At 69.2% G+C, this 23,464-nt stretch carries 21 protein-coding genes; 6 read left to right on the top strand and 15 right to left on the bottom strand.

Annotation, left to right across the window (positions count from 1 at the left end):
• Nucleotides 1-10 precede the first annotated feature (10 nt).
• Nucleotides 11-547, top strand: a complete 537-nt coding sequence (locus ABZZ22_RS08990; protein WP_354929523.1) for a hypothetical protein — start codon at nucleotides 11-13, stop codon at nucleotides 545-547.
• Between the two features lie 111 nt (nucleotides 548-658).
• Here ABZZ22_RS08990 and zwf read toward each other — a convergent pair whose 3' ends face one another.
• From zwf to ABZZ22_RS08970, 4 genes are all read right to left on the bottom strand, one after another.
• Nucleotides 659-2,116, bottom strand: a complete 1,458-nt coding sequence (gene zwf / locus ABZZ22_RS08985) for a glucose-6-phosphate dehydrogenase (RefSeq protein WP_354929520.1) — start codon at nucleotides 2,114-2,116, stop codon at nucleotides 659-661.
• An 89-nt stretch (nucleotides 2,117-2,205) separates the two neighbouring features.
• Entirely contained in the window at nucleotides 2,206-3,456 is a 1,251-nt protein-coding gene (locus ABZZ22_RS08980) for an anthranilate synthase component I family protein (protein WP_354929517.1), read from the bottom strand.
• Nucleotides 3,453-4,034, bottom strand: coding sequence for an aminodeoxychorismate/anthranilate synthase component II (locus tag ABZZ22_RS08975; protein ID WP_354929514.1), 582 nt, complete (start codon nucleotides 4,032-4,034; stop codon nucleotides 3,453-3,455). The genes ABZZ22_RS08980 and ABZZ22_RS08975 overlap by 4 nt, the downstream gene beginning before the upstream one ends.
• The gene (locus ABZZ22_RS08970) at nucleotides 4,031-5,971 is read right to left on the bottom strand and encodes an anthranilate synthase family protein (protein WP_354929511.1); all 1,941 of its coding nucleotides are present in this window, start codon (nucleotides 5,969-5,971) and stop codon (nucleotides 4,031-4,033) included. The genes ABZZ22_RS08975 and ABZZ22_RS08970 overlap by 4 nt, the downstream gene beginning before the upstream one ends.
• Nucleotides 5,972-6,043: 72 nt before the next feature.
• Here ABZZ22_RS08970 and ABZZ22_RS08965 point away from each other — a divergent pair, with 72 nt between their 5' ends.
• Nucleotides 6,044-6,688 carry a hypothetical protein gene (locus tag ABZZ22_RS08965; RefSeq protein ID WP_354929508.1) on the top strand — a complete coding sequence of 215 codons (645 nt, stop codon included), beginning with the start codon at nucleotides 6,044-6,046 and terminating at the stop codon, nucleotides 6,686-6,688.
• 87 nt (nucleotides 6,689-6,775) lie between these two features.
• Here ABZZ22_RS08965 and ABZZ22_RS08960 read toward each other — a convergent pair whose 3' ends face one another.
• From ABZZ22_RS08960 to ABZZ22_RS08950, 3 genes are all read right to left on the bottom strand, one after another.
• The gene (locus tag ABZZ22_RS08960) at nucleotides 6,776-8,965 is read right to left on the bottom strand and encodes a UvrD-helicase domain-containing protein (protein WP_354929505.1); all 2,190 of its coding nucleotides are present in this window, start codon (nucleotides 8,963-8,965) and stop codon (nucleotides 6,776-6,778) included.
• Nucleotides 8,966-9,071: 106 nt separating this feature from the next.
• Nucleotides 9,072-9,623, bottom strand: a complete 552-nt coding sequence (locus tag ABZZ22_RS08955) for a hypothetical protein (RefSeq protein ID WP_354929502.1) — start codon at nucleotides 9,621-9,623, stop codon at nucleotides 9,072-9,074.
• 87 nt (nucleotides 9,624-9,710) lie between these two features.
• A complete protein-coding gene (locus tag ABZZ22_RS08950; RefSeq protein WP_354929499.1) occupies nucleotides 9,711-10,478 on the bottom strand; it encodes an enoyl-CoA hydratase family protein in 768 nt (255 codons plus the stop codon).
• Nucleotides 10,479-10,508: 30 nt separating this feature from the next.
• Between ABZZ22_RS08950 and ABZZ22_RS08945 the strand changes: the two genes are divergently transcribed.
• Nucleotides 10,509-11,075 (top strand): protein-L-isoaspartate O-methyltransferase, encoded by a 567-nt coding sequence (locus ABZZ22_RS08945; RefSeq protein WP_354929496.1) that lies wholly within the window; start codon nucleotides 10,509-10,511, stop codon nucleotides 11,073-11,075.
• Here ABZZ22_RS08945 and ABZZ22_RS08940 read toward each other — a convergent pair.
• On the bottom strand, nucleotides 11,072-12,238 hold the full coding sequence (locus ABZZ22_RS08940) for a YihY/virulence factor BrkB family protein (protein WP_354929493.1): 1,167 nt from the start codon (nucleotides 12,236-12,238) through the stop codon (nucleotides 11,072-11,074). The two genes, ABZZ22_RS08945 and ABZZ22_RS08940, sit on opposite strands and share 4 nt — an antisense overlap.
• 85 nt (nucleotides 12,239-12,323) lie before the next feature.
• Here ABZZ22_RS08940 and ABZZ22_RS08935 point away from each other — a divergent pair, with 85 nt between their 5' ends.
• Together ABZZ22_RS08935 and ABZZ22_RS08930 are read left to right on the top strand one after the other, a co-directional pair.
• The gene (locus ABZZ22_RS08935) at nucleotides 12,324-12,932 is read left to right on the top strand and encodes an RDD family protein (RefSeq protein ID WP_354929490.1); all 609 of its coding nucleotides are present in this window, start codon (nucleotides 12,324-12,326) and stop codon (nucleotides 12,930-12,932) included.
• A gap of 55 nt (nucleotides 12,933-12,987) precedes the next feature.
• On the top strand, nucleotides 12,988-13,683 hold the full coding sequence (locus tag ABZZ22_RS08930) for an RDD family protein (RefSeq protein ID WP_354929487.1): 696 nt from the start codon (nucleotides 12,988-12,990) through the stop codon (nucleotides 13,681-13,683).
• 62 nt (nucleotides 13,684-13,745) lie between these two features.
• Here the strand turns inward: ABZZ22_RS08930 and ABZZ22_RS08925 are convergent, their stop codons facing one another.
• The 7 genes from ABZZ22_RS08925 to ABZZ22_RS08895 form a co-directional block, all read right to left on the bottom strand.
• On the bottom strand, nucleotides 13,746-14,915 hold the full coding sequence (locus ABZZ22_RS08925; RefSeq protein WP_354929484.1) for an acyl-CoA dehydrogenase family protein: 1,170 nt from the start codon (nucleotides 14,913-14,915) through the stop codon (nucleotides 13,746-13,748).
• A complete protein-coding gene (locus tag ABZZ22_RS08920; RefSeq protein ID WP_354929481.1) occupies nucleotides 14,912-16,846 on the bottom strand; it encodes a biotin carboxylase N-terminal domain-containing protein in 1,935 nt (644 codons plus the stop codon). The genes ABZZ22_RS08925 and ABZZ22_RS08920 overlap by 4 nt, the downstream gene beginning before the upstream one ends.
• 81 nt (nucleotides 16,847-16,927) lie before the next feature.
• Nucleotides 16,928-18,478: an acyl-CoA carboxylase subunit beta gene (locus tag ABZZ22_RS08915; protein WP_354929677.1), complete on the bottom strand. Its 1,551-nt coding sequence runs from the start codon at nucleotides 18,476-18,478 to the stop codon at nucleotides 16,928-16,930.
• Between the two features lie 86 nt (nucleotides 18,479-18,564).
• Nucleotides 18,565-19,716 carry an acyl-CoA dehydrogenase family protein gene (locus ABZZ22_RS08910; RefSeq protein WP_354929478.1) on the bottom strand — a complete coding sequence of 384 codons (1,152 nt, stop codon included), beginning with the start codon at nucleotides 19,714-19,716 and terminating at the stop codon, nucleotides 18,565-18,567.
• On the bottom strand, nucleotides 19,713-21,440 hold the full coding sequence (locus ABZZ22_RS08905) for an acyclic terpene utilization AtuA family protein (protein WP_354929475.1): 1,728 nt from the start codon (nucleotides 21,438-21,440) through the stop codon (nucleotides 19,713-19,715). Before ABZZ22_RS08905 ends, ABZZ22_RS08910 begins: the two co-directional genes overlap by 4 nt.
• Nucleotides 21,437-22,231, bottom strand: coding sequence for a TIGR03084 family metal-binding protein (locus tag ABZZ22_RS08900; RefSeq protein ID WP_354929472.1), 795 nt, complete (start codon nucleotides 22,229-22,231; stop codon nucleotides 21,437-21,439). Before ABZZ22_RS08900 ends, ABZZ22_RS08905 begins: the two co-directional genes overlap by 4 nt.
• The gene (locus ABZZ22_RS08895) at nucleotides 22,228-22,857 is read right to left on the bottom strand and encodes a TetR family transcriptional regulator (protein WP_354929469.1); all 630 of its coding nucleotides are present in this window, start codon (nucleotides 22,855-22,857) and stop codon (nucleotides 22,228-22,230) included. The genes ABZZ22_RS08900 and ABZZ22_RS08895 overlap by 4 nt, the downstream gene beginning before the upstream one ends.
• A 114-nt stretch (nucleotides 22,858-22,971) precedes the next feature.
• Here ABZZ22_RS08895 and ABZZ22_RS08890 point away from each other — a divergent pair, with 114 nt between their 5' ends.
• The gene (locus ABZZ22_RS08890; RefSeq protein WP_354929466.1) at nucleotides 22,972-23,328 is read left to right on the top strand and encodes a VOC family protein; all 357 of its coding nucleotides are present in this window, start codon (nucleotides 22,972-22,974) and stop codon (nucleotides 23,326-23,328) included.
• The last annotated feature ends 136 nt before the right edge of the window (nucleotides 23,329-23,464 follow it).

Here is a 23,464-nt window from a genome sequence, read left to right as displayed (position 1 = left end):
GGTTGACCCGATGAAGTACGCCGTCCTGGCGCCAGCGTTGCTGGCGCTGCTCTCGCTCGCCGCCTGTGGGGCCGAGGAGCCCGACTCGCCTTCCGCGTCCGCGTCGGCGTCGGGTTCGGACCACTCCTCGCAGGAGACGTTCAACCCGTGCGACGGGCTCGACATCGCCCCCGTCGAGAAGGCGCTCGGCGCGCAGCTCCGCGTCGAGAAGGGCACCTCGGCGGCACCCCGCTGCGCACTCCTTCCCGAGGACTCCGGCGGGACTGCGTACGAGCTGAACTACCTGCCCTTCAAGGGCACCCTCGCGGAGGCGTGGAAGACGATGGACGTGCAGTCCGGGGACGTCAGCCAGCCCGAGATCAAGGGCGCCGACGACGCCCGGCTGGTCAAGCAGCAGGGCGTCAGCTCTTACGCCGTCACCGGCTTCGTCCAGAACGGGAACCTGATCCAGAGCTTCAACTCCGTCGACCTGGAGCCCTACGACGGCGATGCCATCGACCGTGCCGCCGAGGCCCTGCTCGAGCAGCTCAGCGCCAACGCCCCCTAACGAGGCGTCAGGCCCGTCGGCCGAGACGTCACGCGCGCTGGCCGACACGTCACCCGCGTGCCGACTCGGCCGACCGGAGTGACGCCTCGGCCGACGTACGCGCCGTTTCGGCTAGTGCTTCTTCGTCTCGCGCCAGGAGCGCTCGAAGGGGAGGCGCCAGGCGTGCGGGGCGATCAGCTGATGGATCGAGTTGGGACCCCAGGAGCCCGGAGCGTAGAGCCGCACCGGCGGCGGGTTCTCGAGGAGCGGCTGGGAGATCTCCCAGAGCGTCTCGATGCCCTCGGCGGTGGTGAAGAGGGTGTGGTCGCCGCGCATGGCGTCGTGGATGAGCCGCTCGTACGCCTCGAGGACGCCGGTCGAGGAGGTCGTGTCCTGTGTGGAGAACTGCATGGACAGCTTCTCCAGCTTCATCCCCGGGCCGGGGCGCTTGCCGTAGAAGGAGAGCGACATCTTCGACTGGTCGGCCAGGTCGAAGGTCAGGTGGTCGGGACCCTGGGTGCCGGCGCCGGAGTTGGCCGGGAACATCGTCAGCGGCGGCTCCTTGAACGCGATCGAGATGATCCGCGCGCCCTCGGCCAGCTTCTTGCCCGTGCGCAGGAAGAACGGCACGCCTGCCCAGCGCCAGTTGTCGATGATCACCTTCATCGCGATGAAGGTCTCGGTGTCGGAGTCGTCGGCGACCTCGTTCTTGCCGCGGTAACCGGAGTATTGACCTCGGACGACGTTCTTCGGCTTCAGCGGCTGGATCGAGCGGAAGACCTTGTTCTTCTCCTCGCCGATCGGGTCGGGAGCCAGCGAGGTCGGCGGCTCCATCGCCATGAACGCGAGCACCTGCATCAGGTGGGTCACGACCATGTCGCGGTAGGCGCCGGTGCTCTCGTAGAACGCGGTGCGACCCTCGAGGCCCAGGGTCTCGGGGATGTCGATCTGGACGTGATCGATGAAGTTGCGGTTCCAGATCGGCTCGAAGAGCCCGTTGGCGAAGCGGAAGGCGAGGATGTTCTGCGCCGCCTCCTTGCCGAGGAAGTGGTCGATCCGGAAGATCTGCTCCTCGGAGAAGACCTCGTGGATCTTCGCGTTGAGCTCCTTGGCCGACTCGAGGTCGGTGCCGAAGGGCTTCTCCATGATGATCCGGGCGCGTTCGACGAGGTCGGCCTCCTCGAGCTGACGGATCACGTCCTGAGCGGCCCTGGGTGGGACGCTGAGGTAGTGGAGGCGGCGGATGTCGTTGCCGGCGCCCTGAAGCTTCTTCTCGGCGAGCTTCACGGCATCGGCCAGGGCGTGCGGGCCTTCCTTGGTCGAGACGTAGGAGAGCATCCCGCCGAAGGTCTTCCAACGCTCGTCGGTGATGTCACCCTTGCCGAACTCCTCGCAGGCCTCACGGGCGAACTCCATGAACTGCTCGTCGGACATCTCCTCCAGCGAGGTGCCGACGATCTGAGCGTCCGTCATCAGCCCGGCCTCGTTGAGTCTGAGCAGGCCAGGCAGGAGCTTGCGGCGTGCCAGATCACCCGTCGCACCGAACAGCACGATCACATGTGGCAGGGCTTTGTCATCGATGGTCGCCATGATGTCTCCCACGGTAGTCCTCGTTTTATGAACGTTCCAATAGACAGCGGCCGCAGTCTCGACGTGTCGCCGACTTTTCACCTGTTTGGTCATCTGTCGAGGGAAGCGCGCACTCGATCGGCCTTCAGCCTCGCCTCGGCCGCCTCTTCGGCGACGTCGGATCTGACCGTGATTCCCCCGCCGGTGCCGATCTGCCAGGTGCGGGTGTCGTGGGTCGTCAGCGTGCGGATGACGACGCCCAGGTCCGCCGGTCCGTCGCCGGAGATCCAACCGAAAGCCCCGGCGTACGCCGCTCTCGGCCCTCCGAGATCCCGCTCGGCGCGCTCGATGACCTCCATCGTGCGCAGCTTGGGCGCGCCGGTCATCGACCCGGCGGGGAAGAGCCTGCGCAGCGCCTCGATCGTGCTGATCTCGTCCCGGAGGCGACCTCTGACCGTGCTGACCAACTGGTGCACGCTCGGGTAGGACTCGACCCGCATCAGGCCGGGCACCTCCACGGTCCCCGGCTCGCAGACCATCGCCAGGTCGTTGCGGAGCAGGTCGGTGATCATCAGGTTCTCGCTGCGAAGCTTGGGGTCGGTCCGCAGATGCTCGGCGTTGGCCGCGTCCTCCTGCGCCGTGGCCCCTCTCGGCGTCGTCCCCTTGATCGGCCGGGTCTCGATCGTCCGGTCGGCGTCGATCAAGGCATACCGCTCCGGGCTCGAGCTCAGCAGCCATGCCGAATGGCCGGCGACGTCGTGCTGGAGGAACCCTGCGTACGGGGCGGGGTTGATGCTTCGCAGCCTCAGGTAGGTCTCCACCGGGTCGGCCTCGGCGTGGACCGTCGTGCGGTAGGTCAGGTTGGCCTCGTAGGTGTCGCCGGCCCGGAGGGCCTCTTGGACCTGGTCGAAGGCGGCGATGTAGGCGGCATGTCGGGGTGGTCCGGGGACAAGCTGCCCATTACTGACGGGTAAATGGGCAGGTTGCTCCCGGACCACCCCGACATGGTCGAACATCCGAAGATGCGACGGTCTCATCCAGACAGCGTCGGGGAGTTCCTCCGAAGGGGTCGCGGGGAGATCGGGTCGACAGGCGTAGCCGAGGTAGCCGAACCACTGCTCCCCCGCCCCCACCTCACGCTCGAGGACCTGCCAGATGTCGTCCCCGACCACCTCGGAACGGCCGCCGGCGTGACGGAGCACCTCGCGACGCACGGCCGAGTAGGTCAGCGAGACGTCGTCGTCCTCCAACCAGCCGATCAAGGACCGACTGCCCGACCAGTCCCGCCCACCGCCACCGTCCAGCCAGACGCAGCGAGGGTGGGCACGGGCCACCTCGGCGAAGAGCTCCTCGACGCTCACCGCGCCCCCGCGCTCGGCCGCCGCAGGAAGTTCGCGACCATCGCAGCCCCGTGCTGGGAGAGCACCGACTCCGGGTGGAACTGCACCCCTTCCAGCGGCAGTGACCGGTGACGTACGCCCATCACGACCCCGTCCTCGGAACGGGCCGTCACCTCGAGGACATCGGGCACAGACACGGCGGCGAGCGAGTGGTAGCGGACGGCCTCGAGCGGCACGGGAAGGCCCGCGAAGACCCCGATCCCGTCGTGCGTCACCCGCGCGACCTCGCCGTGCGCCGGCTCGATCCGGTCGACGACGCCGCCGTAGGTCGTCACCAGACCCTGCATCCCCAGACAGACGCCGAGGACTGGCCGACCGGCCTCCAGGAGCACGTCCCGTCCGACCGCGAAGTCCGCCGGATCGGCAGGGTGGCCGGGACCGGGCGAGAGCACCACATGGGTGTAGCCCCCGAGGTCCCCGACCTTCACCTCGTCATGCTCGACGACGTCCGGCATCTCTCCGGTGACCTGCGCGATCATGTGGACCAGACTCCACACGTAGGAGTCGTGGTGGTCGACCACGACCACGCGCGTGCTCATTGGGCGAGCAGATCGCTGACGACGTCGTGGATGAGGTCGTAGCCGCGCTCGGTCAGGACCGACTCCGCATGGAACTGGATGCCGGCGTAGTGCGGCCCGGAGATCGCGTGGATGTCACCCGTCTCGGGATCAGCGTCCACCGACACCCCCGCCGGCAGCTCCGTGGACCCCACCCGCCCGACGAAGGTGTTGTAGAAGCCGACTCGCTCGCGACGGGGCCGCCCACCGAAGCCGAGACCGACCCGGGTCTGCGTGCCCTGGAAGACGATGTCCTTGTAGTGCAGCCCGATCCCGAGCTGGTGGCACAGCGCCTGATGTCCGAGGCAGACCGCCAGGAACGGCTGGCCGGTCTCGAGCAGCGACGCCACCGCGGCGCGCAGCTTGGCCATCTTGGGGTCCTCGTCGTCGCGCGGGTCGCCCGGCCCGGGCCCGACGATGACGAGATCTGCCCCCGTGAAGGCACCGTCCGAATAGTCCTCGTGCCGCACGACCGAGGAGGTCATGCCGAGCACCCGGAGGACGTGGCGCAGCATGCGTACGAAGTCGTCCTCGCCGTCGAGGATCACCGCGTGCTTACCGGCGAGGTGGGCCGAGGGCTCCTCGTCGCCCTGGTCGGTCAGCCAGAACGACGACAGCCGGCGGTTGCGGGCGGCCAGGGTCAGCAGCAGGTCCTCGTCGTTGACCAGCTCGGAGACGTCCTGCGCGAGCGCCGGCGCGGCCGGCACCAGCCCGAAGGCCGACAGGATCCCGCCGGCCTTGGCGTGCGTCTCGGCGACCTCGTACGCCGGGTCGGAGTCCCGCACCAGGGTCGCCCCGGCGCTGACCTTGAGCTCGCCGGTCAGGGACACGTCGGCGGTGCGGATGACGATCGGGCTGTCCACGGTCGGGGCGCCGGACTCGTCCCGGCCGAGCAGGGCGAGCGCGGCGGCGTAGTAGCCACGGCCCTCCGGCTCGTACTTCTTGATCATCCGGCACGCGTTCTCCACCGGCGAGCCGGTGACCGTGGCGGCGTACATCGTGTCGCGCAGGATCTCGCGCGGGTCGCGCGCCGAGCGACCCGCCAACAGATACTCGGTGTGGATCAGCCGCGACATCGGCTTCAGGAACGGCCCGAGCACCTGGCCGCCCTGGTCGCAGATGTCGCACATCATCTTGAGCTCCTCGTCGACCACCATGAAGAGCTCGTAGACCTCCTTCTGATCCTTCAGGAAGTCGGTCAGCTGCCCCTTGAGGTCGTGGGCGATCTTCTCCGGGCTGCCCTCGAGATCCCGCGGCAGCCGGAACGTGCCGGAGATCGGGTTCATCCGGACGTCGCCGCCATGGACGCTCACGTGGCGCTCGGGCGAGGCGCCGATGAGGTAGCGGTCGCCGGTGAAGAAGCAGTAGGTCCAGTAGGCCCCGCGCTCGCGCTCCAGTAGACGGCGCAGCACGGTGAGCGCGCGCTCGTGGTTCCAGTCGTCGAGCTGGGCCCGGTAGTGACGGCCGATCACGAAGTTGGCGCCCTCGCCCTGGCCGATCTCGTCCTCGATGACGGTCTTGACCAGGTCGGCATAGGTGTCGTCGTCCACGTCGAACCCACCGCGGTCGGTGAACTCGACCGGGACGTCCGGCAGCGCCTCGATCACCTCGGCGACGGAGAACTCCCACTCGCGCTCCACGTCGACGACCACGAGCGGCGTGCCGTCGTCGTGGGCCTCGAAGCCCCGCTCGCTCACCTGCCGGAACGGCACCGCGAGCAGCCGATCGGCCACCTTGCCCGGCTCCGGGGTGCCCTCTTCGAGAGGTACGTCGAGCAGCGACTCGACCACCGACCGCGTGCCCGCCAGCATGCCGACCGTGTCCCGGTCACCCGCCCGCGAGGAGCGTCGGATGATCGCCCACGCCTCGTGCCCCGTGATCTCTTCGATCGCGGTCCGGGCGGGGCTGTTGGTCGTCATGGGATGAGCCTAATCCGGTCTGTTCCGTGAAACCCAGTCGATTCAGATCGTGATCGTCCGTAGCCTCCACGGGTGGGCGTCAACGACTTGAGCAACGAGGAGTTCGAACGGCTCTACGGGCCGTGGGCCTCGCACACCCCGGCCGACGTGGCCGCCCTCTTCGAGGGCTACCCGGGCACCTGGTGGGTCGCGGGCGGTTGGGCGATCGAGGCGTTCACCGGCGTACGTCGCGCGCACGAGGACACCGACACCTGTGTGCTCCGCAGCGAGCTCGCCGTGCTCCGCAAGCATCTGGCGGGACACTTCGACGTATGGGCGGCCGGCACCACGGCGCTGCGTCCGCTGCTTCCCGACGACGATCCCGACGGCGCCGCGGACGATGTCCTCTGGGAGACCGAGGGTCAGGCCTGGACGCGGCGGAGCGCTCAGGATCCGTGGGAGTACGACCTGCTGCTCAACCCGGGAACCGCCGATGAGTGGGTCTACCTGCGTGACGAGTCGATCCGGATGCCGATGTCCGAAGCGGTCTGGGAGCGCGACGGGATCCGTTATCTGCAGCCCGAGGTCCAGCTCCTCTACAAGGCCCCGGGGCTCCGTACGAAGGACCATCTCGACTTCGACAACACGTTGCCGCTGCTCGAGGACCGCCGGCGCCGCTGGCTGCTGTGCGCGCTCGAGCAGACCTTGCCCGACCACCCCTGGATCGCGGCTCTCTAGGTCGCCAGCCATCGCCGAGTCGGCGCGTTAGAACGCGCCGACTCGGCGATCGATCTGGTCAGATTGCGCCGATTCGGCGATGGGTCGTCAGGAGACCGTGGTCAGCAGCTGGGTGGCTCGGGTGAGGACGACGTAGAGGGTGGCGCGGCCGGTGGCCGACTCGCGCTCGATCTCGTCGGGGCTGACCACGACGATGCCGTCGAACTCGAGGCCCTTGGTGTCCAGGCCGGTGAGGACGACGATGCGGTCCTCGCCGGAGGGCACCGAGGTCGGGTCGTCGGCGGAGGCAGCGGCGGACGGAGCGTCAGCTGCGAACTCCGACCAGGACGCCAGCCACGAGTTGACCTCGGCGCGCCGCGCGGCCGGGACCACGATGCCGATGGTGCCGCCGACCTGCGCCGCGATCTCACCGACCGCCTCCCGGGTCGCCTTCTCCAGGTCGACCGCATGCTCGATGACCTGCGGCTCGACACCGGTGGAGCGGACCGCGGTCGGCAGGTCGGCGTCGAGGCCGACCCGCTCGGCGTAGGCGGCTGCGAAGTCGTAGATCTCGGCCGAGTTGCGGTAGTTCGTCGACAGGTGGAACGCGTGGACGGGCTTGCCCTCCAGCGCCTTGGCCCGCTCCGCCTCGGACTCGGCAGGGACCGGCCACGAGGACTGGGCGGGGTCGCCGACGATGGTCCAGGAGGCCGTACGCCCCCGGCGACCGACCATCCGCCACTGCATCGGGGTGAGGTCCTGGGCCTCGTCGATGAGGATGTGGGCGAACGGGTCGTCGTCGATGCGGTAGGTCGGCGGACGCCAGCCGCGGCCGGAGGCGAACTCACGGTCGGAGGCGGTCATCAGCTCGGCGATGTCGATGCCGCCCTGGTCGGCGTCACGCTCGTCGGCGACCTGCTCGGGCACATCGCCGAGGGCGTAGCGGAGCTCGTCGAGCAGCGGGATGTCCTCGATGGCCAGCTCCGCGTCGGTCAGCCCACGTCCGGCCCACGATTTCAGGAGCAGCTGCTGCTCGTCGTACGTCAAGATCCCCTCGGAGACGCGGGAGAGGAACTCGGGCTCGCGCAGCCAGCCAAGCACCTCGCGCGCCTCCAGCGCCGGCCACCAGGCGGCGGCGAACTCGAGGAAGGCGGGGTGGTCGAGCATCTCGTCGTTGAAGGCCTCGCGACCACGCTCGCGACCGCGGTCGCCGCGTACCTGACGCCAGAGGAGGTCGAGGAGCAGCTGAGGTACGCGGCGCAGCTGCTGGTTGCGCCGGCCCTGGCTCATCAGCTGACGGCGCAGCTCACCGAGGCGCTTCCCGTCCAGGCGCAGCGAGTCGTCGCGGTAGAAGACCTTGAACTCGCGAGGCGATCCCGGCGCCTGCTGACGCGCGGCGCGCCTCAGCACCTCGGCCATCCGCGAGGACCCCTTGACGTCAGCGACCGCAGGGTCGTTGTGCCAGGTCGCGCGTACGCCGTCGACGACCTCGCCCAGCGAACGCAGCGCCACGGCGGTCTCGCCGAGAGATGGCAGCACGCGCTCGATGTAGCGCATGAACACGCCGCTCGGGCCGATGATGAGCACGCCGCCGGACTCGTAACGGCGGCGCTCGGTGTAGAGCAGGTAGGCGGCCCGGTGAAGAGCCACGACGGTCTTGCCCACGCCCGGACCACCGGAGATCGTGGTCACGCCCTTGCCCGGTGCGCGGATGGCCTTGTCCTGCTCGGCCTGGATGGTCGCGACGATGGAGTGCATCGTGCGGTCGCGGGCCCGGCTGAGCTGAGCCATGAGCGCGCCCTCGCCGACGATCGGCAGGTCGGCGCCGGAGCGTTCGAGAGCGTCCGCGTCGAGCAGCTCGTCCTCGACACCGACGACGTTCTGGCCCTCGGACCGAAGCACCCGTCGCCTGATCACCGACCGCGGTTCGACCGCGGTGGCCTGGTAGAAGACGGCGGCGGCCGGGGCCCGCCAGTCGATCAGCAACGAGTCGCGGTCGGCGTCGCGCAGACCGATGCGGCCGACGTAACGCGGCGCCGAGTCGATCTCGGGGTCGATGTCGAGGCGGCCGAAGACCAAGCCCTCGTGAGCAGCATCGAGCTGCGCGATGCGTCGCGCCGCCTGGTAGGCGAACGCGTCGCGCTCGACCAACCCGCCTTCGTGCCCCAGACGGCCGCGGTCGCGGCCCTCCTTGGCCAGCTCCTGCGCAGCGCGCGCCGACTCCGTCAGCTGGAGGTAGACGCGATCTACGAAGCTCTGCTCCTGAGCGATCTCGCGCTCAGCCAGCTTGTCGTTCAACTGGATGTTCCCCCGTCAAAAAGATCCACACCCGCCGTGCGCCCCCCATGGCGCACGGCAAGGAGACAACTCTACCCCCGACGAGGGGATCAGCGGCACACGCGGGTCATCTAGTGATCGGGGCGTGCTGACGTCCGCGACGCCGGTGGTAGCCGACGGTCAGCACCGCGAGCAGCGGCCCCCAGGCGAGCAGCGGAAGATAGCAGACGACCAGGAGCGCCTTCTGCCAGGTCTCCGGCCACATCCAGTCGAGGGATCCGTCGCCGACCTGGTCGACGAACCTCACCGCGGCGAGGCTCCACATGTAGGTGAGGGCGAGCGCGCCGAGCATCGCCGGGACGGTGGCCACCAACCGGGGCACCGCCCGGCCTCTCAGGACGGGCACCCAGCCGGGCACGACCTCGCCCCAACGCTGCACCAGTCCCAGCGCCAGCAGCGCCAACACCTCCACGAAGAGCGAGAGCCCCACGAGCTGGATCCGCTCCATGGTCGTCAGCATCGCGAGGCCGCCAGCAGCGGTGACCGGCAACCCGATCACGAAGGCGACCCGCCACAGGCCGGACGGCAGTGTCAACATCGCGATGACGTGGGCCAAGACGCGCTGACCATGCGGCGGAGGTGGTGGGGCGAGGGTCGTTCGGGTGTCGAGTTCGGCCATGTGTCCAGCGTCGCGGCGGCGTACGCCGGAGGGATCCCGCAGCCGGGGGAACCCGCTCCCCCGCGCGGGGGACAGCGCGACTGGCGGTTACTTCTTGCGGGTCAGGAAGGCGGTCATCGCCTCACGGGCCTCGTCGGAGCCGAAGAGGCGGGCGGAGAGAGCGGCCATCTCCTCGCCGCCGGCGTCGATGTGCTCGACCAGGCCACGGACCATGAGGCGCTTGGTCTCGCGCAGACCCTGCGGGGAGCCCTCGAGCAGCGACGAAGTGATGGCGGCGACCTCGTCGTCGAGCGAGGCGGCGGGGACGGCGGCGGTCAGGATGCCGATGCGGGCGGCCTCGGCGGCGTCGAACTTGTCGCCGGTGAGGAAGTAGCGGGAGGCCGCGCGGGAGTCGATCCGGGGCAGGATCGAAAGGGAGATCGCGGCGGGCGCCAGACCCAGGCGGACCTCGGTGAGCGCGAAAGAGACGGTGTCGGCGGCGATCGCGATGTCGGCGGCGGCCACGAGCCCGAGACCACCCGCGCGCACCGGTCCCTGGACCTTGGCCACGACGGGCTTGGTCAGGGCGACGATGGTGCGCTGGAGACGTACGATCCCGCGGGTGCCCTCCTCCATCGGCACCGTCGCGGCCTCGGAGAGGTCGGCGCCGGAGCAGAAGACGGTGCCCGTGGCCTGAAGCACGACCGCCTTGACCGAGGAGTCCTTGTCGGCCGCGCGCAGGGCCTCGAACAGCTCCGTGACCAGCTGGCGAGAGAGCGCGTTCCGGTTGGCCGGCGAGTCGAGGGTGATGGTGGCGACTCCATCGGCGACGTCGAGGTGGACGAGCTCAGCGGGGGTTTCAGGCGACTCAGTCATGGGGAGACCATACGGTGCTTAACTGGTCGTGTGGACCCGGTCCTGGATGCATTCGCCGCCATCCCGCGAGAAGGCTTCCTCCCTCGCGAGATGCGTGGCAACGCGGGCTTCGACCAGCCGCTTCCCATCGGCCACGGACAGACCAACTCGCAGCCACGGACGGTGGCCGACATGCTCCGTCTCCTCGAGGTCGCGCCGGGCGACGCGGTGCTCGACGTCGGCTCGGGCTCGGGCTGGTCCACCGCGCTGCTCGCCCACCTGACCGGTCCCGAAGGGAGCGTCATCGGTGTCGAGCTGGAGCCGGCCCTGGTCCGGTTCGGCCGCCGAAACCTGGCCGCGACCGACCAGCCGTGGGCCCGCATCAAGCGGGTGAGACCCGGCGTCCTCGGGTGGCCTGAGAACGCTGCGTACGATCGCATCCTCGTCTCCGCCGAGGCCGAGGTGCTGCCGCCCGAGCTGGTGGACCAGCTCGCTGCGCCCGGTCGGATGGTGATCCCGGTCGCCGGGCTGATGACGCTGGTGGAGCGGTCCGCGACAGGCGAGGTGCGAATCAGCGGTCATGGCTGGTATCGCTTCGTGCCGCTGCGGGAGCGTTAAGGGCCCGCGAGCTCGTTCTGCTCGTCCGGCCCATCCTCGTCGGGCTTCGGCACCGAACGCAGGGTGCCTGGCGGAAACGGGGGTGGCGGCTTGGTCGGCGGGAGCGGTTGGCTGAACTCGTCATGGCGACGGATCCGCCGCGCCGTCTTGCGGAGCCAGGACGGGTCCATGACGATCTCGTGGGTGTTGCCGTCGGGGCCGTCGAAGGTGACCGCGACCGTCTCGAAGCCCTTGTGGCGCTGCATGAGGGCATAGCTCGCGTAGGCGCGCCGGTCGGCCTCGGTCAGCTCGACGTCGTCGGTGAAGAGGGTGAGCAGCGCGCGCGGCCACAGGTGACGGGCGTAGACGACGTTGACCTCGATCGAGATCACCACCATCAGCGCGGCGATGTAGAGGAACGCGACCAGGCCGAGGACCAGCGCGAAGGTCTGGTTCATGCCGCTGGTCGGGGCGAGCACGTTCGTGACGAACTCCGCGCCGAAGTACTGCAGCACCTGCCACAGCAGCGCGAACGTGAACGCACCCGGCAGGGCGTGCGCGAGGGAGTGGTCTCGGGTCGTGGCCATCCTGAAGACGACGCACAGCATCCCGGTGACGATCACGACGGTGCCGAGGATGACCAGCCAATAGCCGATGTCGACCGCCTTGAAACCGAGGAAGTCGGTGCGGCTCAGCACCAGTGACAACGCACTGACCGAAAGGATGGCGAGACCGCCGGCGGCGAGCATGAGCAGCGCGCGTACCCGCAGGAAGATCGGGTTGGGGCGGCTGTTGCGCGGCACCGACCACGCGGTGTTGACGGCGTTCTGGAGCGACAGACCCAGACCGAGCGCGCCGTAGAGGGCAGCCACACCACCGATGATGATCGCGCCGGTCGAGCCGGTCAGCTCCTTGCGCCCGAGCTGGTCGCCGATGATCGGGAACTGCGCCAGCGCCGTGTCGAGCACCGCCTCCTGCAGAGCCGGGTTGCCCTCCAGCACGAAGCCGAGGATCGAGGAGGCGAGCAGCAGGATCGGGAAGACCGAGATGAAGGCGAAGTAGGTGATGATGGCGGCGAGGTTGTTGCCCTGGTCCTCGTAGAACTTGTAGATGACGGCCAGGGGAAACGCGACCGGCGTGAACCGGCGCTGAGCCCGATCCATCTTCCCCGCCACCCCAGCCACATGGTCAGGCTAACCCCTGCATGACCCGATAGATTGCACTTCGGTCAGTCAGCAGGTCTGCGCCTTCGAGGAGATGAGCCAACAGATGTCCAACTTCGGCCCGCCACCCGGTCCACCCCCGGGCCCGCCGTCCGGGCCGCCGCCAGGCGCACCGCAGGACCCCCCTCGTGGACCGAGCGAGCAGCCCCAGGCCCCGCCCTGGGCGCAGCAGTCGTACGTCCCCTCCGGCCCGCCGCTGGCGAGCTGGGGCCGGCGGGTCGCCGGTGCGCTGATCGACATCGCGCTGCTGTTGCCGTTCTACCTGGTCGCCGGCGTGGGAGGCGGGTTGTCGCAGGAGTCCGGCATCTTCATCACCGCCTTCGGGCTCCTGGTCACCGTGGTCGGCTGGGTCGGGTTCATCGGCTTCGCCGTCTGGAACCACGTCCTCAAGCAGGGGCGCACCGGCTACACCATCGGCAAGGGCGTCGTCGGGATCAAGCTGGTCCGCAAGACCCCTCCCGCCACGGATGGGCAGGCCACGAATGGGCAGGCCACGATCAGCGCGCCGCTCGCGGCGCTCCGGCAGGTGCTCCACATCCTCGACGGGTTCTGCATGATCGGCTACCTGTGGCCGCTGTGGGACGACAAGCGCCAGACCTTCGCCGACAAGCTCGTCGGCACCCTGGTCGTCGTGGAGCCGCGTTCTCAGGGGTGATCGGGTTCAGGCGTGTGCGCTGACATTTGCGTCCCGTTGTGGCCATACTCGGCCCATGTCAAACTACGGCCCGCCCCCTGGCTCACCCCAGGACCCCTCCGGCCAGCCCACACCGCCGGTGCCGCCGCCGGCACCGCCCTACGGTCAGCCCAGCGCTCCGCCGCCTCCTCCCGCGCCGGGCTACGGCGCCGCTCCTGGTGCTCCCACCGGCTACGGCGCCGCCCCGGGCGGCTACGGCTATGGCGCCCCGACCCCGCCGTACGCCTCTTGGGGTGCACGCGTGGGTGCCTTCATCATCGACGGTCTCATCGGCACGGTCGCCATGATCCCGTTCTATGTCGGCTACGGCCTGCTCATCGGCGGGGCCGCTGCGGGCGGTGTCTCGGAGTACGACCCGAACACCGGCCTGTACACGTCGGCCGGCGAGCCCAACGGGGCGCTCATGGCCGTCGGCGGGATCCTCATGTTCATCGGCTTCCTCGTGTCCCTTGCCTTCCTGTTCTGGAACTACGGCCTGAAGCAGGGCAAGACCGGCTACACGATCGGCAAGGGCGTCCTCGGCATCAAGGTCGTCAAGGAAGCCGACGGCCAGGTCCTCGGCACCTGGTTCTCGATCGGCCGTCAGTTCGTGCACATTCTCGACAGCATGGCCTGCTACATCGGCTACCTGTGGCCGCTGTGGGACGACAAGCGGCAGACCTTCGCCGACAAGATCCTCACCACGATCGTGGTCGTCGAGCCGAAGAAGTAGAGACAGACGTACGCATCAGGGCCGGTCGCTCACGCGACCGGCCCTGAACCATTTCGCCGTGATCAGTAGGACTTCGGGAGTCCCAGAGTGTGCATCGCGATGTAGTTGAGGATCATCTCCCGGCTGACCGGGGCGATCCGGCCGAGGCGGGCGGCGACGAGCTGGTTGGCCAGGCCGTACTCCACCGTCAGGCCGTTGCCGCCGTGGGTGTGGACCGCGGCGTCGGTGGCGTTGCAGGCGACCTCGCCGGCGGCGTACTTGGCCATGTTGGCGTACTCCCCGGCCCCCGCGTCGTCGCCGGCGTCGTAGAGCGCGGCGGCTTTCTGCCACAGCAGGCGGGCCTGCTCCAGCTCGATCTTGACCTTCGCGAGCGGGTGCGCGATGCCCTGGTGGGAGCCGATCGGGGCGTCCTTCCAGACCGACCGGGACCCGGCGTAATCGACGGCCTTGGCCAGCGCGTAGCGCGCCATCCCGCAGGAGAGGGCGGCGCCCATGATCCGCTCTGGGTTGAGACCGGCGAAGAGCTGCCAGATGCCGCCGTCCTCGTCACCGACGAGGGCGTCGGCGGGGAGACGTACGTCGTCGATGAAGAGGGTGAACTGCTTCTCCGGCGCCTCCCAGGCCATCGGGATGACCTGCTTGGTGAATCCCTCGGAGTCGGTCGGGACCACGAAGAGGGCCGGCTTGAGCTTGCCCGTCTTAGCGTCTTCTGTGCGGGCGACGATGAGGACTGAGTCGGCCTCGTCGACACCGGAGATGAAGGTCTTCTGGCCATTGAGCACCCAGCTGTCGCCGTCACGCTTGGCGGTGGTGGTGATCTTGTGGGAGTTGGAGCCGGCGTCGGCCTCGGTGATCCCGAAGGCCATCAGCAGGCTCCCGTCCGCGATGGCAGGAAGCCAGCGCTTCTTCTGCTCGTCGGTGCCGCAGCGGCCGATGATGCTGCCGCAGATCGCCGGGCTGACGACCATCATCAGCAGCGGAGCACCGGCGGTCCCGGCCTCCTCGAGGACCGCGGCCAGGTCGCCCATGCCACCGCCACCGCCGCCGTACTCCTCGGCGATGTTGACGCCGAGGAACCCGTTGCGGCCCATCTCGAGCCACATCTCGGTCATCTTGCCGCCCTCACGGGCCTGCTTGGCGACGAAGTCGTGACCGTACTTCCCGGCCAGCTTCGCCACCGCCTCGCGTAGCGCGGTCCGCTCCTCGGGCTCAGTGAACGCGGTTGCGGTCATGATGTCTCCTCTTCCGTGGTCTCGACAGGCTCGACCACAGCTAGCGTGTCGCCGGCGGCGACCTGGGTTCCTGCTTTGACGTTGATCTGGGTGAGTACGCCACCGGTCGGTGCGGTCACCGTGTGCTGCATCTTCATCGCCTCCAGCACCAGCAGCGGCTGGCCCTCGGTGACACTGCTGCCGGTCTCGGCGAGCACGCTGACGACCGACCCCGGCATCGGCGCCAGCAGACTTCCGGGCTGGGTCTGCGTGGCCGGGTCGATGAACCTCGGGCGCTTGACCAGCGCGGTGTGCCCGTTCGGTGAGTCGACCTCGATCCGATCCCCGTCGATAGCGATCTCGTACGCCGTCCGCAGTCCGAGACGTTCGAGAACGACGCGGTCCGGACGCGCGTCGAGGACAGAGAATCCATCGACCTGGTAGCCATCGCGGGTGCCGTACCACTCGACGATGAGGCCGTCTTCGGAGTCATTCTCGAAGACCGTCCGCTGCGGCTGGTTGGTGACGTTGCGCCACGCGACCGGGACCCCGGGCCGACGGGTGCGTTCGGCCAGTGCGACCGCCGCGGCCACCGCTGCGCCAAGGTCCCCCTTTCCTGGGCGAACGAATTTTCGTTCGTCCAGTAGGGAGGTGGTGACCTGGCCGCTGACGAACTCCTCCGACTGGAGGATCTCGACCAGCTGCTCCCTGTTGGTGCGCAGTCCATGGACCTTCGCCGTACGCAGCACCCCGACCAGCCGCCGGATCGCCGCGTCTCGCGTCGGCGCGTGCACGATCACCTTGGCCAGCATCGCGTCGTAGAACGTGCTCACCTTCGAGCCCGACGTGTACCCCGCGTCGATCCGGGCGTCGCCAGAAAACGCCAACTTCGTCAAGACGCCCGACTGCGGCTGATAGTCCGCAGCTGGATCCTCGGCATACAGCCGCACCTCGATCGCCCACCCGTTGGTTGAGCCGCCGGAGCCGCTAGGCGGAGGCCCCGATGAATTCGGCACAGTGAAACCAACACCTTCCGCCACCGCGATCTGCAGTTCCACCAGATCCACCCCGTGAACCAGCTCGGTCACCGGGTGCTCCACCTGAAGCCGCGTGTTCATCTCCAGGAACCAGAAGCGCTCCGAGGCCGCGTCGTAGAGGAACTCGACGGTCCCCGCCCCGCGGTAGTCGATCGCCGCGGCAGCGTTCCGGGCGGCCTCGTGGAGCGCCGACCGGACCGCATCGGGCAGCAGCGGAGCCGGAGACTCCTCGACCACCTTCTGGTGGCGACGCTGCACCGAGCAGTCGCGCTCGCCGAAGACGGCGACGTTCCCCGCACCGTCGCCGACGACCTGGACCTCGACGTGGCGGCCGGCCTCGACGTACGGCTCGACGAAGACGGTCCCGTCCCCGAAGGCGGACGCGGCTTCGGCCTCGGCTTTGGCGATCTCGGCGCCGAGAGCGTCGAGTGAGCGGACGATCCGCATGCCGCGGCCACCCCCACCTGCGGAGGCCTTGACCAGCAACGGCAGGTCGGATTCGACCGGCGAAGCCGGCGCCTCCAACACCGGGACCCCGGCGGCGGCCATGATCTTCTTGGCCTCGATCTTGGCGCCCATCTGCTCGATCGATTCGGGCGCGGGTCCGATCCAGACGAGACCGGCAGCCTCGACCGCGCGAGCGAAGTCGGCGTTCTCCGAGAGGAACCCGTAGCCCGGGTGGATCGCGTCGGCACCGGCCACCTTGGCGGCCTCGATGACGAGGTCGCTGCGGAGGTAGGTCTCGGCGGGGGCGTTGCCGGGGAGGCGTACGGCATGGTCCGCCTCCGCCACGAACGGCAGGTCCGCGTCAGCGTCGGAGTGGACCGCGACGGTCTCGATCCCGAGCTTGCGGGCGGTGCGGAAGACGCGCGACGCGATCTCCGCGCGGTTGGCAACAAGCAGTCTCTGAATCACGGAAAGTCTCCAAGGATGAGGTGGTGTGCTGCCAGAAGTGCGTCCTGGCGCACCTTTGACAGCACACGGCGACGGGCCGGCTCACATGCGGAAGACGCCAAAGTTCATCGCCCCCTCGATCTCCTTGGTCGCGATGGCAGAGAGGCAGAGACCGAGAACGGTGCGGGTGTCGCGCGGGTCGATGACCCCGTCGTCGTAGCCGAGCCCGCTCAGGAACATCGGCAGCGACTGCTCCTCCACCATCGACTCGACCATCTCCTTGACGCCCTTGAACCCCTCGGCGTCGAAGATCTCGCCCTTCTTCTCCGCGGACTCGCGGGCGACGATCTCCATCACGCCGGCGAGCTGGGCCGGCCCCATCACCGCGGACTTGGCCGAGGGCCAGGTGAACAGGAAGCGGGGGTCGTACGCGCGGCCGTTCATGCCGTAGTTGCCGGCGCCGTAGGAGGCGCCCATGATCACGGTCAGGTGCGGCACGGTGGAGTTGGAGACCGCGTTGATCATCATCGCGCCGTGCTTGATGATGCCGCCCTGCTCGTACTCCGTGCCGACCATGTAGCCGGTGGTGTTGTGCAGGAACAGCAGCGGGGTGTCCTTCTGGTTGGCGAGCTGGATGAACTGCGCCGCCTTCTGGGCCTCCTCGCTCATCAGTACGCCGCGCGCGTTGGCGAGGATGCCGATCTCGTAGCCGTGCAGCCGGGCCCAGCCGACGCAGAGCGACGGCCCGTAGAGAGGCTTGAACTCGTCGAAGGACTGGTCGTTGTCGGGGCCAGGCCCGTCGACGATCCGCAGGATCGCCTCACGCGGGTCGAAGGGCTCCTTGAGGTCGGTCGGGATCAGATCGAGCAGGCCGTCGGGGTCGAGCTCGGGCTCATAGCTCGCCTTCGGCTCGGGACCGTGCTTGCGCCAGTTGAGCCTGGCCACGACCCGCCGCGCCTGGCGGATGGCGTCGTGCTCGTCGACCGCGAGGAAGTCGGAGGAGCCGGAGATGCGCGAGTGCATCTCGGCGCCGCCCAGCGACTCGTCGTCGGTGTCCTCGCCGGTGGCCATCTTGACCAGCGGCGGGCCGGCCAGGAAGACCTTCGCGCCCTCCTTGACCATGATCACGTAGTCGCTCATGCCGGGGACGTACGCACCACCGGCCGTGGAGTTGCCGAAGACCACCGAGATGGTCGGCTGCTTGCGGGCCGAGGCGCGGGTGAGGTCGCGGAAGCCCTTGCCGCCCGGGATGAAGATGTCCTTCTGGGTGGGCAGGTCGGCGCCGCCGGACTCGGTCAGGTTGATCGTGGGAAGACCGTTCTTCTCGGCGATCTCGGCCGCCCGGAAGGAGCGCTTGAGGGAGTAGGGGTTGAGCGCCCCACCCTTCACCGTCGGGTCGTTGGCGACGATCATGCACTCCACGCCCTCGACCACCCCGACGCCGGTGATGATCGAGCCGCCGACCGGGAAGTCGCTGCCCCAGCCGATCAGCGGCTGGGTCTCCAGGAACGGGCTGCCCTCGTCCAGCAGGAGCTCGATCCGCTCGCGGGCGAGGAGCTTGCCGCGGGCCTTGTGGCGGGCGACGTACTTCTCCCCTCCGCCGGCGGCGGCCTTGGCGAGCTCGCCGTCGAGCGCCTCGATCTTCTCGAGCATGGCGCTTCGCCGGCTCCGGTGGTCGACCGGCTCCCGGTGGTCGAGCTCGTTGAGACCACCCTCAGAAGAAACATCAGCAGAAGTGCTCATCGTGTGTACCCCAACAGCTTGGCGGCCAGGTCCGTCATCACTTCGGTGGCTCCTCCTCCGATAGGCAGGATCCGGGCGTCGCGGTAGTGCCGCTCGACCTCGGTCCCGTGCATGTATCCCGCCCCGCCGTGAAGCTGGACGGCTTGGTCGACGACCCAGGTGCAGGCCTCGACCGCGGTCTGCTTGGCCAGCGCCGCCTCGGCGATCGTGGCCTGGGTCGACCCCTCGCGGTCGTAGCGCGCGACCACGGCGTGGGTGTAGGCCTTGGCCACCTCGACCTGCCGGTGCATCTCGACCAGCTTGTGGCGTACGACCTGGCGCTTGATCAGCGGCTCACCGAAGGTCTGGCGCTGGCGGCAGTAGTCGGCGGTGAGCGCCAGGCAGCGGGCGGCGGTGCCGTAGCCCTGCACGGCCAGCGCGATTCGCTCGGTCACGAACGCCTCGGCGATGTAGACGAATCCGGCGTTCTCGTCGCCGACGAGGTTGGCCGCGGGGACGCGTACGTCCTCGAAGGCGAGCTCCGCGGTGTCGGAGCAGTGCCAGCCCATCTTGGCGAGCTTGCGCGTGACCGTGAACCCACCGGTGGTCGAGCCTGTCGAGACCCTTTTGTCGATCACGAGCAGGCTGATGCCGCCCGCGCCCGCCCCGCCGGTGCGGACCGCGGTGGTGACGAAGTCGGCACGGCAGCCGCTGGTGATGAACGTCTTGGCACCGTTGACGACGAACTCGTCGCCGTCGCGGACCGCCGTTGTACGCAGGTGGGAGACGTCGGAGCCGCCGTCTGGCTCGGTGATGGCGAGGCTGCCGATCTTCTCGCCGGCCAGGGTCGGCCTCACGTAGGTGTCGATGAGGTGAGGCGAGCCGTGGTGGGCGATGTGCGGCAGCGCGATGCCGTGCGTGAAGAGGCCCGCGAGGAGGCCGGAGGAGGCGCCCTCGGACATCATCCCCTCGGTCACCGCGACGGTGTCGGCCAGCCCGCCGCCCTCGCCGCCGACGGCCTCCGGGAACCCGATCCCGAGCAGGCCCTGCTTCGCGGCGGCCTTGTGGACCTCTCGCGGGATCTCCTGGTTGTCCTCCCATACCTGCAGGTCAGGGAAGACCTCGCGGCGGACGAACTCGGCGCCGAGCTGGAAAAGGTCGTCGCTCACAGGAACTCCTCCGGAATGTCGACGAATCGGCTCCGGGCCCACTCGCCCAAGCCTTTCGCCTGCGGGTCGAACCGCGTCGAGGCGGCCACGCCATCCCCGAGCAGGTCGCGGATGACGATGTTCACCCCGCGCAGGTGCGGCAGCGGCGTGATGTCGATGGCGAGGCCCTCGGCCTCCGGCAGCAGCGCCCGCACCCACGCCGTTGTGACGGTCTCCAGCAGCCACTCGACGGCCGCCTCCGGCCGCCCCTGCGGAACCCAGAGCCCAAGATTCGCATCCCCACCCTTGTCCCCGGACCGCGCATAGACGACCTCCCCCAACGGCCGCCGAGACACCCCCGACAGCCGAGGCGTCACCCCCGTCGTTCGAGACGTCACGTCTGGTGACGTGTCGGCCGACGTACGTGACTTCTCGGCCGACGCGGGCGACTTCTCGGCATAGGCGAGAGGGGACGGGACCTCGTAGGTCGACCCGTCCGGGAGGTGGACGGTCTCCGTGGCGCGGTCGCGCCGGACGTACGCAGCCTTGTAGACCCCGAACGGAGACGGCCGTCCCGGGGGCGCGGTGACGTGGAAGCCCGGATAGGAGGCGAGCGCCAGCTCGATGGCCGGCGCCGTCAACGCACGGCCGACGGCGTCGGCATCCGCCGCCCGGGCGTTGAGCCGCAGGATGCAGGCGGCACCCTCCTCGGTCGGCGAGTCGGGGGCGGGGATGCGGTAGGTCGACCAGGTGTAGTCCGGGCCGATCGGGAGCTCGGCGTCGAGCTGGTCGCGCAGCCAGGCGGCCTTGGCGTCGATGTCGGGGCCGGTGAGCACGAACTCGGCGGAGTTGCGGTAGCCACCCAGCGAGTTGACGGCGACCTTGAGCGTGGCCGGCGGCGGGGTGCCCGTCACACCCGAGATCGCGACCCGGTCGATCCCCACTTCCGCGAGCCGGATCGAGGTCAGGTCGGTGGTGACGTCGGGACCGAGGTAGAGCGGACCCTGGATCTCGTAGAGCAGCTGTGCGGTGACCGTGTCGACCGTGACCGTGCCGCCGGTCTCGTCCTGCTTGGTGATGACCGAGGAGCCGTCGGCGGCGATCTCGGCGACCGGGAACCCCAACGGGCGCGCTCTGGCCTGCGGCGACATGGTCAGGAACCCGGAGAAGTTGCCGCCGGTGGCCTGGGTGCCGCACTCGATCACGTGGCCGGCCACGACCGCACCGGCGAGTTCGTCGTAGGAGTCGCGCTTCCAGCCGTGGTGCGCGATCGCCGGCCCGACGACGACGCTCGCGTCGGTCACCCGGCCGGTCACGACGATGTCGGCGCCGGCCTCGAGGGCGTGCGCGATCCCGAAGGCACCGAGATAGGCGTTGGCGGTCAGGGCGTCGGGATGAGAGTCGAGCCGACCGCGAAGATCGTCGCCGTCGACATAGGCGACCTTGGCCTTGGTCCCGAGCGCCTCGATCGCCTTGGCCAGGCCGGCGGGGTTGAGGCCCCCGGCGTTGGAGACGATCTTGACCTCACGCTGAAGAGCGAGGTCGAGGCAGTCCGCGATCTGACGGAGAAAGGTCTTGGCGTAGCCCGTGGTCGGGTCCTTGATGGTGTCCTTGCCGAGGATGAGCATGGTGAGCTCGGCGAGGTAGTCGCCGGTGAGCACATCGAGCCGACCGCCCTCGAGCATGTCGCGCATCGCCGAGAACCGGTCCCCGTAGAAACCGGAGCAGTTGCCGATGGTGATCACTGCTTGGGCCTCCCGCCGCCTGCAGGTCCGGCGAACGCCTGGGCGATGCTCAGCCACTTCTCGGCGTCGTCACCGGTGGTCTCCAGCGCGGTGTCGTCGCGGTGGATGCGCTGGGTGACGAGCCGAGCGAAGTCGTACGCCGGCCCGCGGACGCTCTGCGCCGCATCCTCAGGCCCCCACTCCCAGACCTCGCCGGACGGCGCGGTGAGCGAGACCCGGAAGGGGTCGCTCGGCGGGGTCAGGCCGTGGACGCCGTAGGAGAAGTCGCGGGTGCGGGTGCCGAGGTGGCACACGTGCTTGATGCGGTCGCTGGGCTCGTAGGCCAGCCCGAGCGCCTCGCGCACGTCCAGGCCGTGGGCCCAGGTCTCCATGAAGCGCGCGGTCGCCATCGAGGCCGGCGACATCGGCGGCCCGAACCAGGGCAGCTTCTTCCCCTCAGGGACGTTCGCGAGCGCGCCGGCGAGCTCGCCGCGTACGCCGTCCCAGTGCTGCAGCAGCTCGGTCGCCGGCATCATGGCCATCGCCAGCGCGGCCTCGTCGACGTAGCCCTCGGGGTCCTTGAGCGCCTCGGTGACCAGCTCGTCCCAGGCCGTGCTGTCACCGGCCACCCATTCGGTCGCGGCGAGCGCGGCCTCGTCGGTCCAGGCCAGGTGGGCGATCTGGGCGGCGACATCCCAGCCCTCGGCCGGCGTCGGCTCGCGCCAGCCCGCCTCGCTCAGGCCCGCGACCACCTGGCGCAGCTCGAACCCCTCCATGGAGAGGTCCTCGAGAAGTGAATCCAGCAGGCTCATTGCAGCTCTCTTTCCAGGACCTCGGCCCAGTGGTCGAGGATCCGCTCGCGTCGGGAAGCGTCATCGTTGATCGTGTCAGCCAGCCCGAGGCCCCGGACCAGATCGAGCGTGGCCTGCACGAGCTCGCGCACGCCTGGCTTCTTCTCGTCCACGCCGAGCAGCTCGATCGCGGCTCGGTGCAGCTCGCGGCCGATACGCTGCTCGAGCGGTCCGACGGCGGCGGCGAGCTGCTCGTCGGTGCGCGCCGCGACCCACAGCTCGAGGGCCGCGGTGAAGACCGGCGAGGTGACCTGCTCGGCGAGCATGGCGAGCACGTGCCGCGTGCGTCGGCCGCCGTCAGGAAGCGCTCTAGCCGCCTCCTTCAGCGCCTCACCCCGGGCCTCGGTGATGTGCTCGACAGCCGCCACGACCAGGTCGTTCTTAGCAGGAAAGTGGTGCAGCTGGGCGCCACGAGAGACCCCCGCCCGCTGGGAGACGAGCGTTGTCGAGGTGCCCGCGAAGCCCCGCTCGGCCAGCAGCTGGACGGTGGCATCCAGAAGCCGCGCCCGCATCGCGCGGGTGCGCTCCTCCTGCCGAAGCGGAGCCCGAGGCGGTTTGTCCTGAGGTACGCGGGTGGCCTGGCTCACAGGCAGGCACTCTTCCGCGCCAGAAACAAACAGTCAACCCTGACTGTATATTTCTGAGACGGGTTCGCGGCAGGCGGAAGCCGAACGTCCGGAACCGCTCCTAACGTGAGAGTCATGGCTATCGCACGCAACCCGAACCTCTGCATCGACTGTCCCGACCCGGTGGCCCTGGCCACCTTCTACGCCGACCTCCTCGGCTGGGAGGTGAAGGTCAACGACCCGGAGTGGACCGAGGCCCACGGAGATGGCGGCGCCATCGCCTTCCAGGCCGTCGAGAACTACCGGGCCCCCGAGTGGCCCGGACAAGACGTGCCCCAGCAGACACATCTCGACTTCGATGTCGATGACCTCGATGTCGGCGAGAAGGCGGTCTTGGAGTTGGGCGCCACCAAGCACGAGGTCCAGCCCGGCAAGACCTTCCGTGTCTTCCTCGACCCCGCCGGCCACCCGTTCTGCCTCTGCCAGGCCTGAAACCCGCGCCCGCCGAATCGGTAGAAATGGCGGGCCGAGAATGTAGTTGTGGGCTCCCCCGACGTCGGTGCGCAGACCTCGGCGTACGTCATGGGACGGCGGACCTACCAGAAGATGGCCGAGTTCTGGCCGACCC

This window comes from Nocardioides sp. NPDC006273, assembly GCF_040613495.1.
In the GTDB taxonomy this organism is placed as follows: Bacteria; Actinomycetota; Actinomycetes; order Propionibacteriales; family Nocardioidaceae; genus Nocardioides.
The sequence above is the reverse complement of the archived record's forward strand: the minus strand, read 5'-3'. Positions and strand labels throughout refer to the sequence as shown.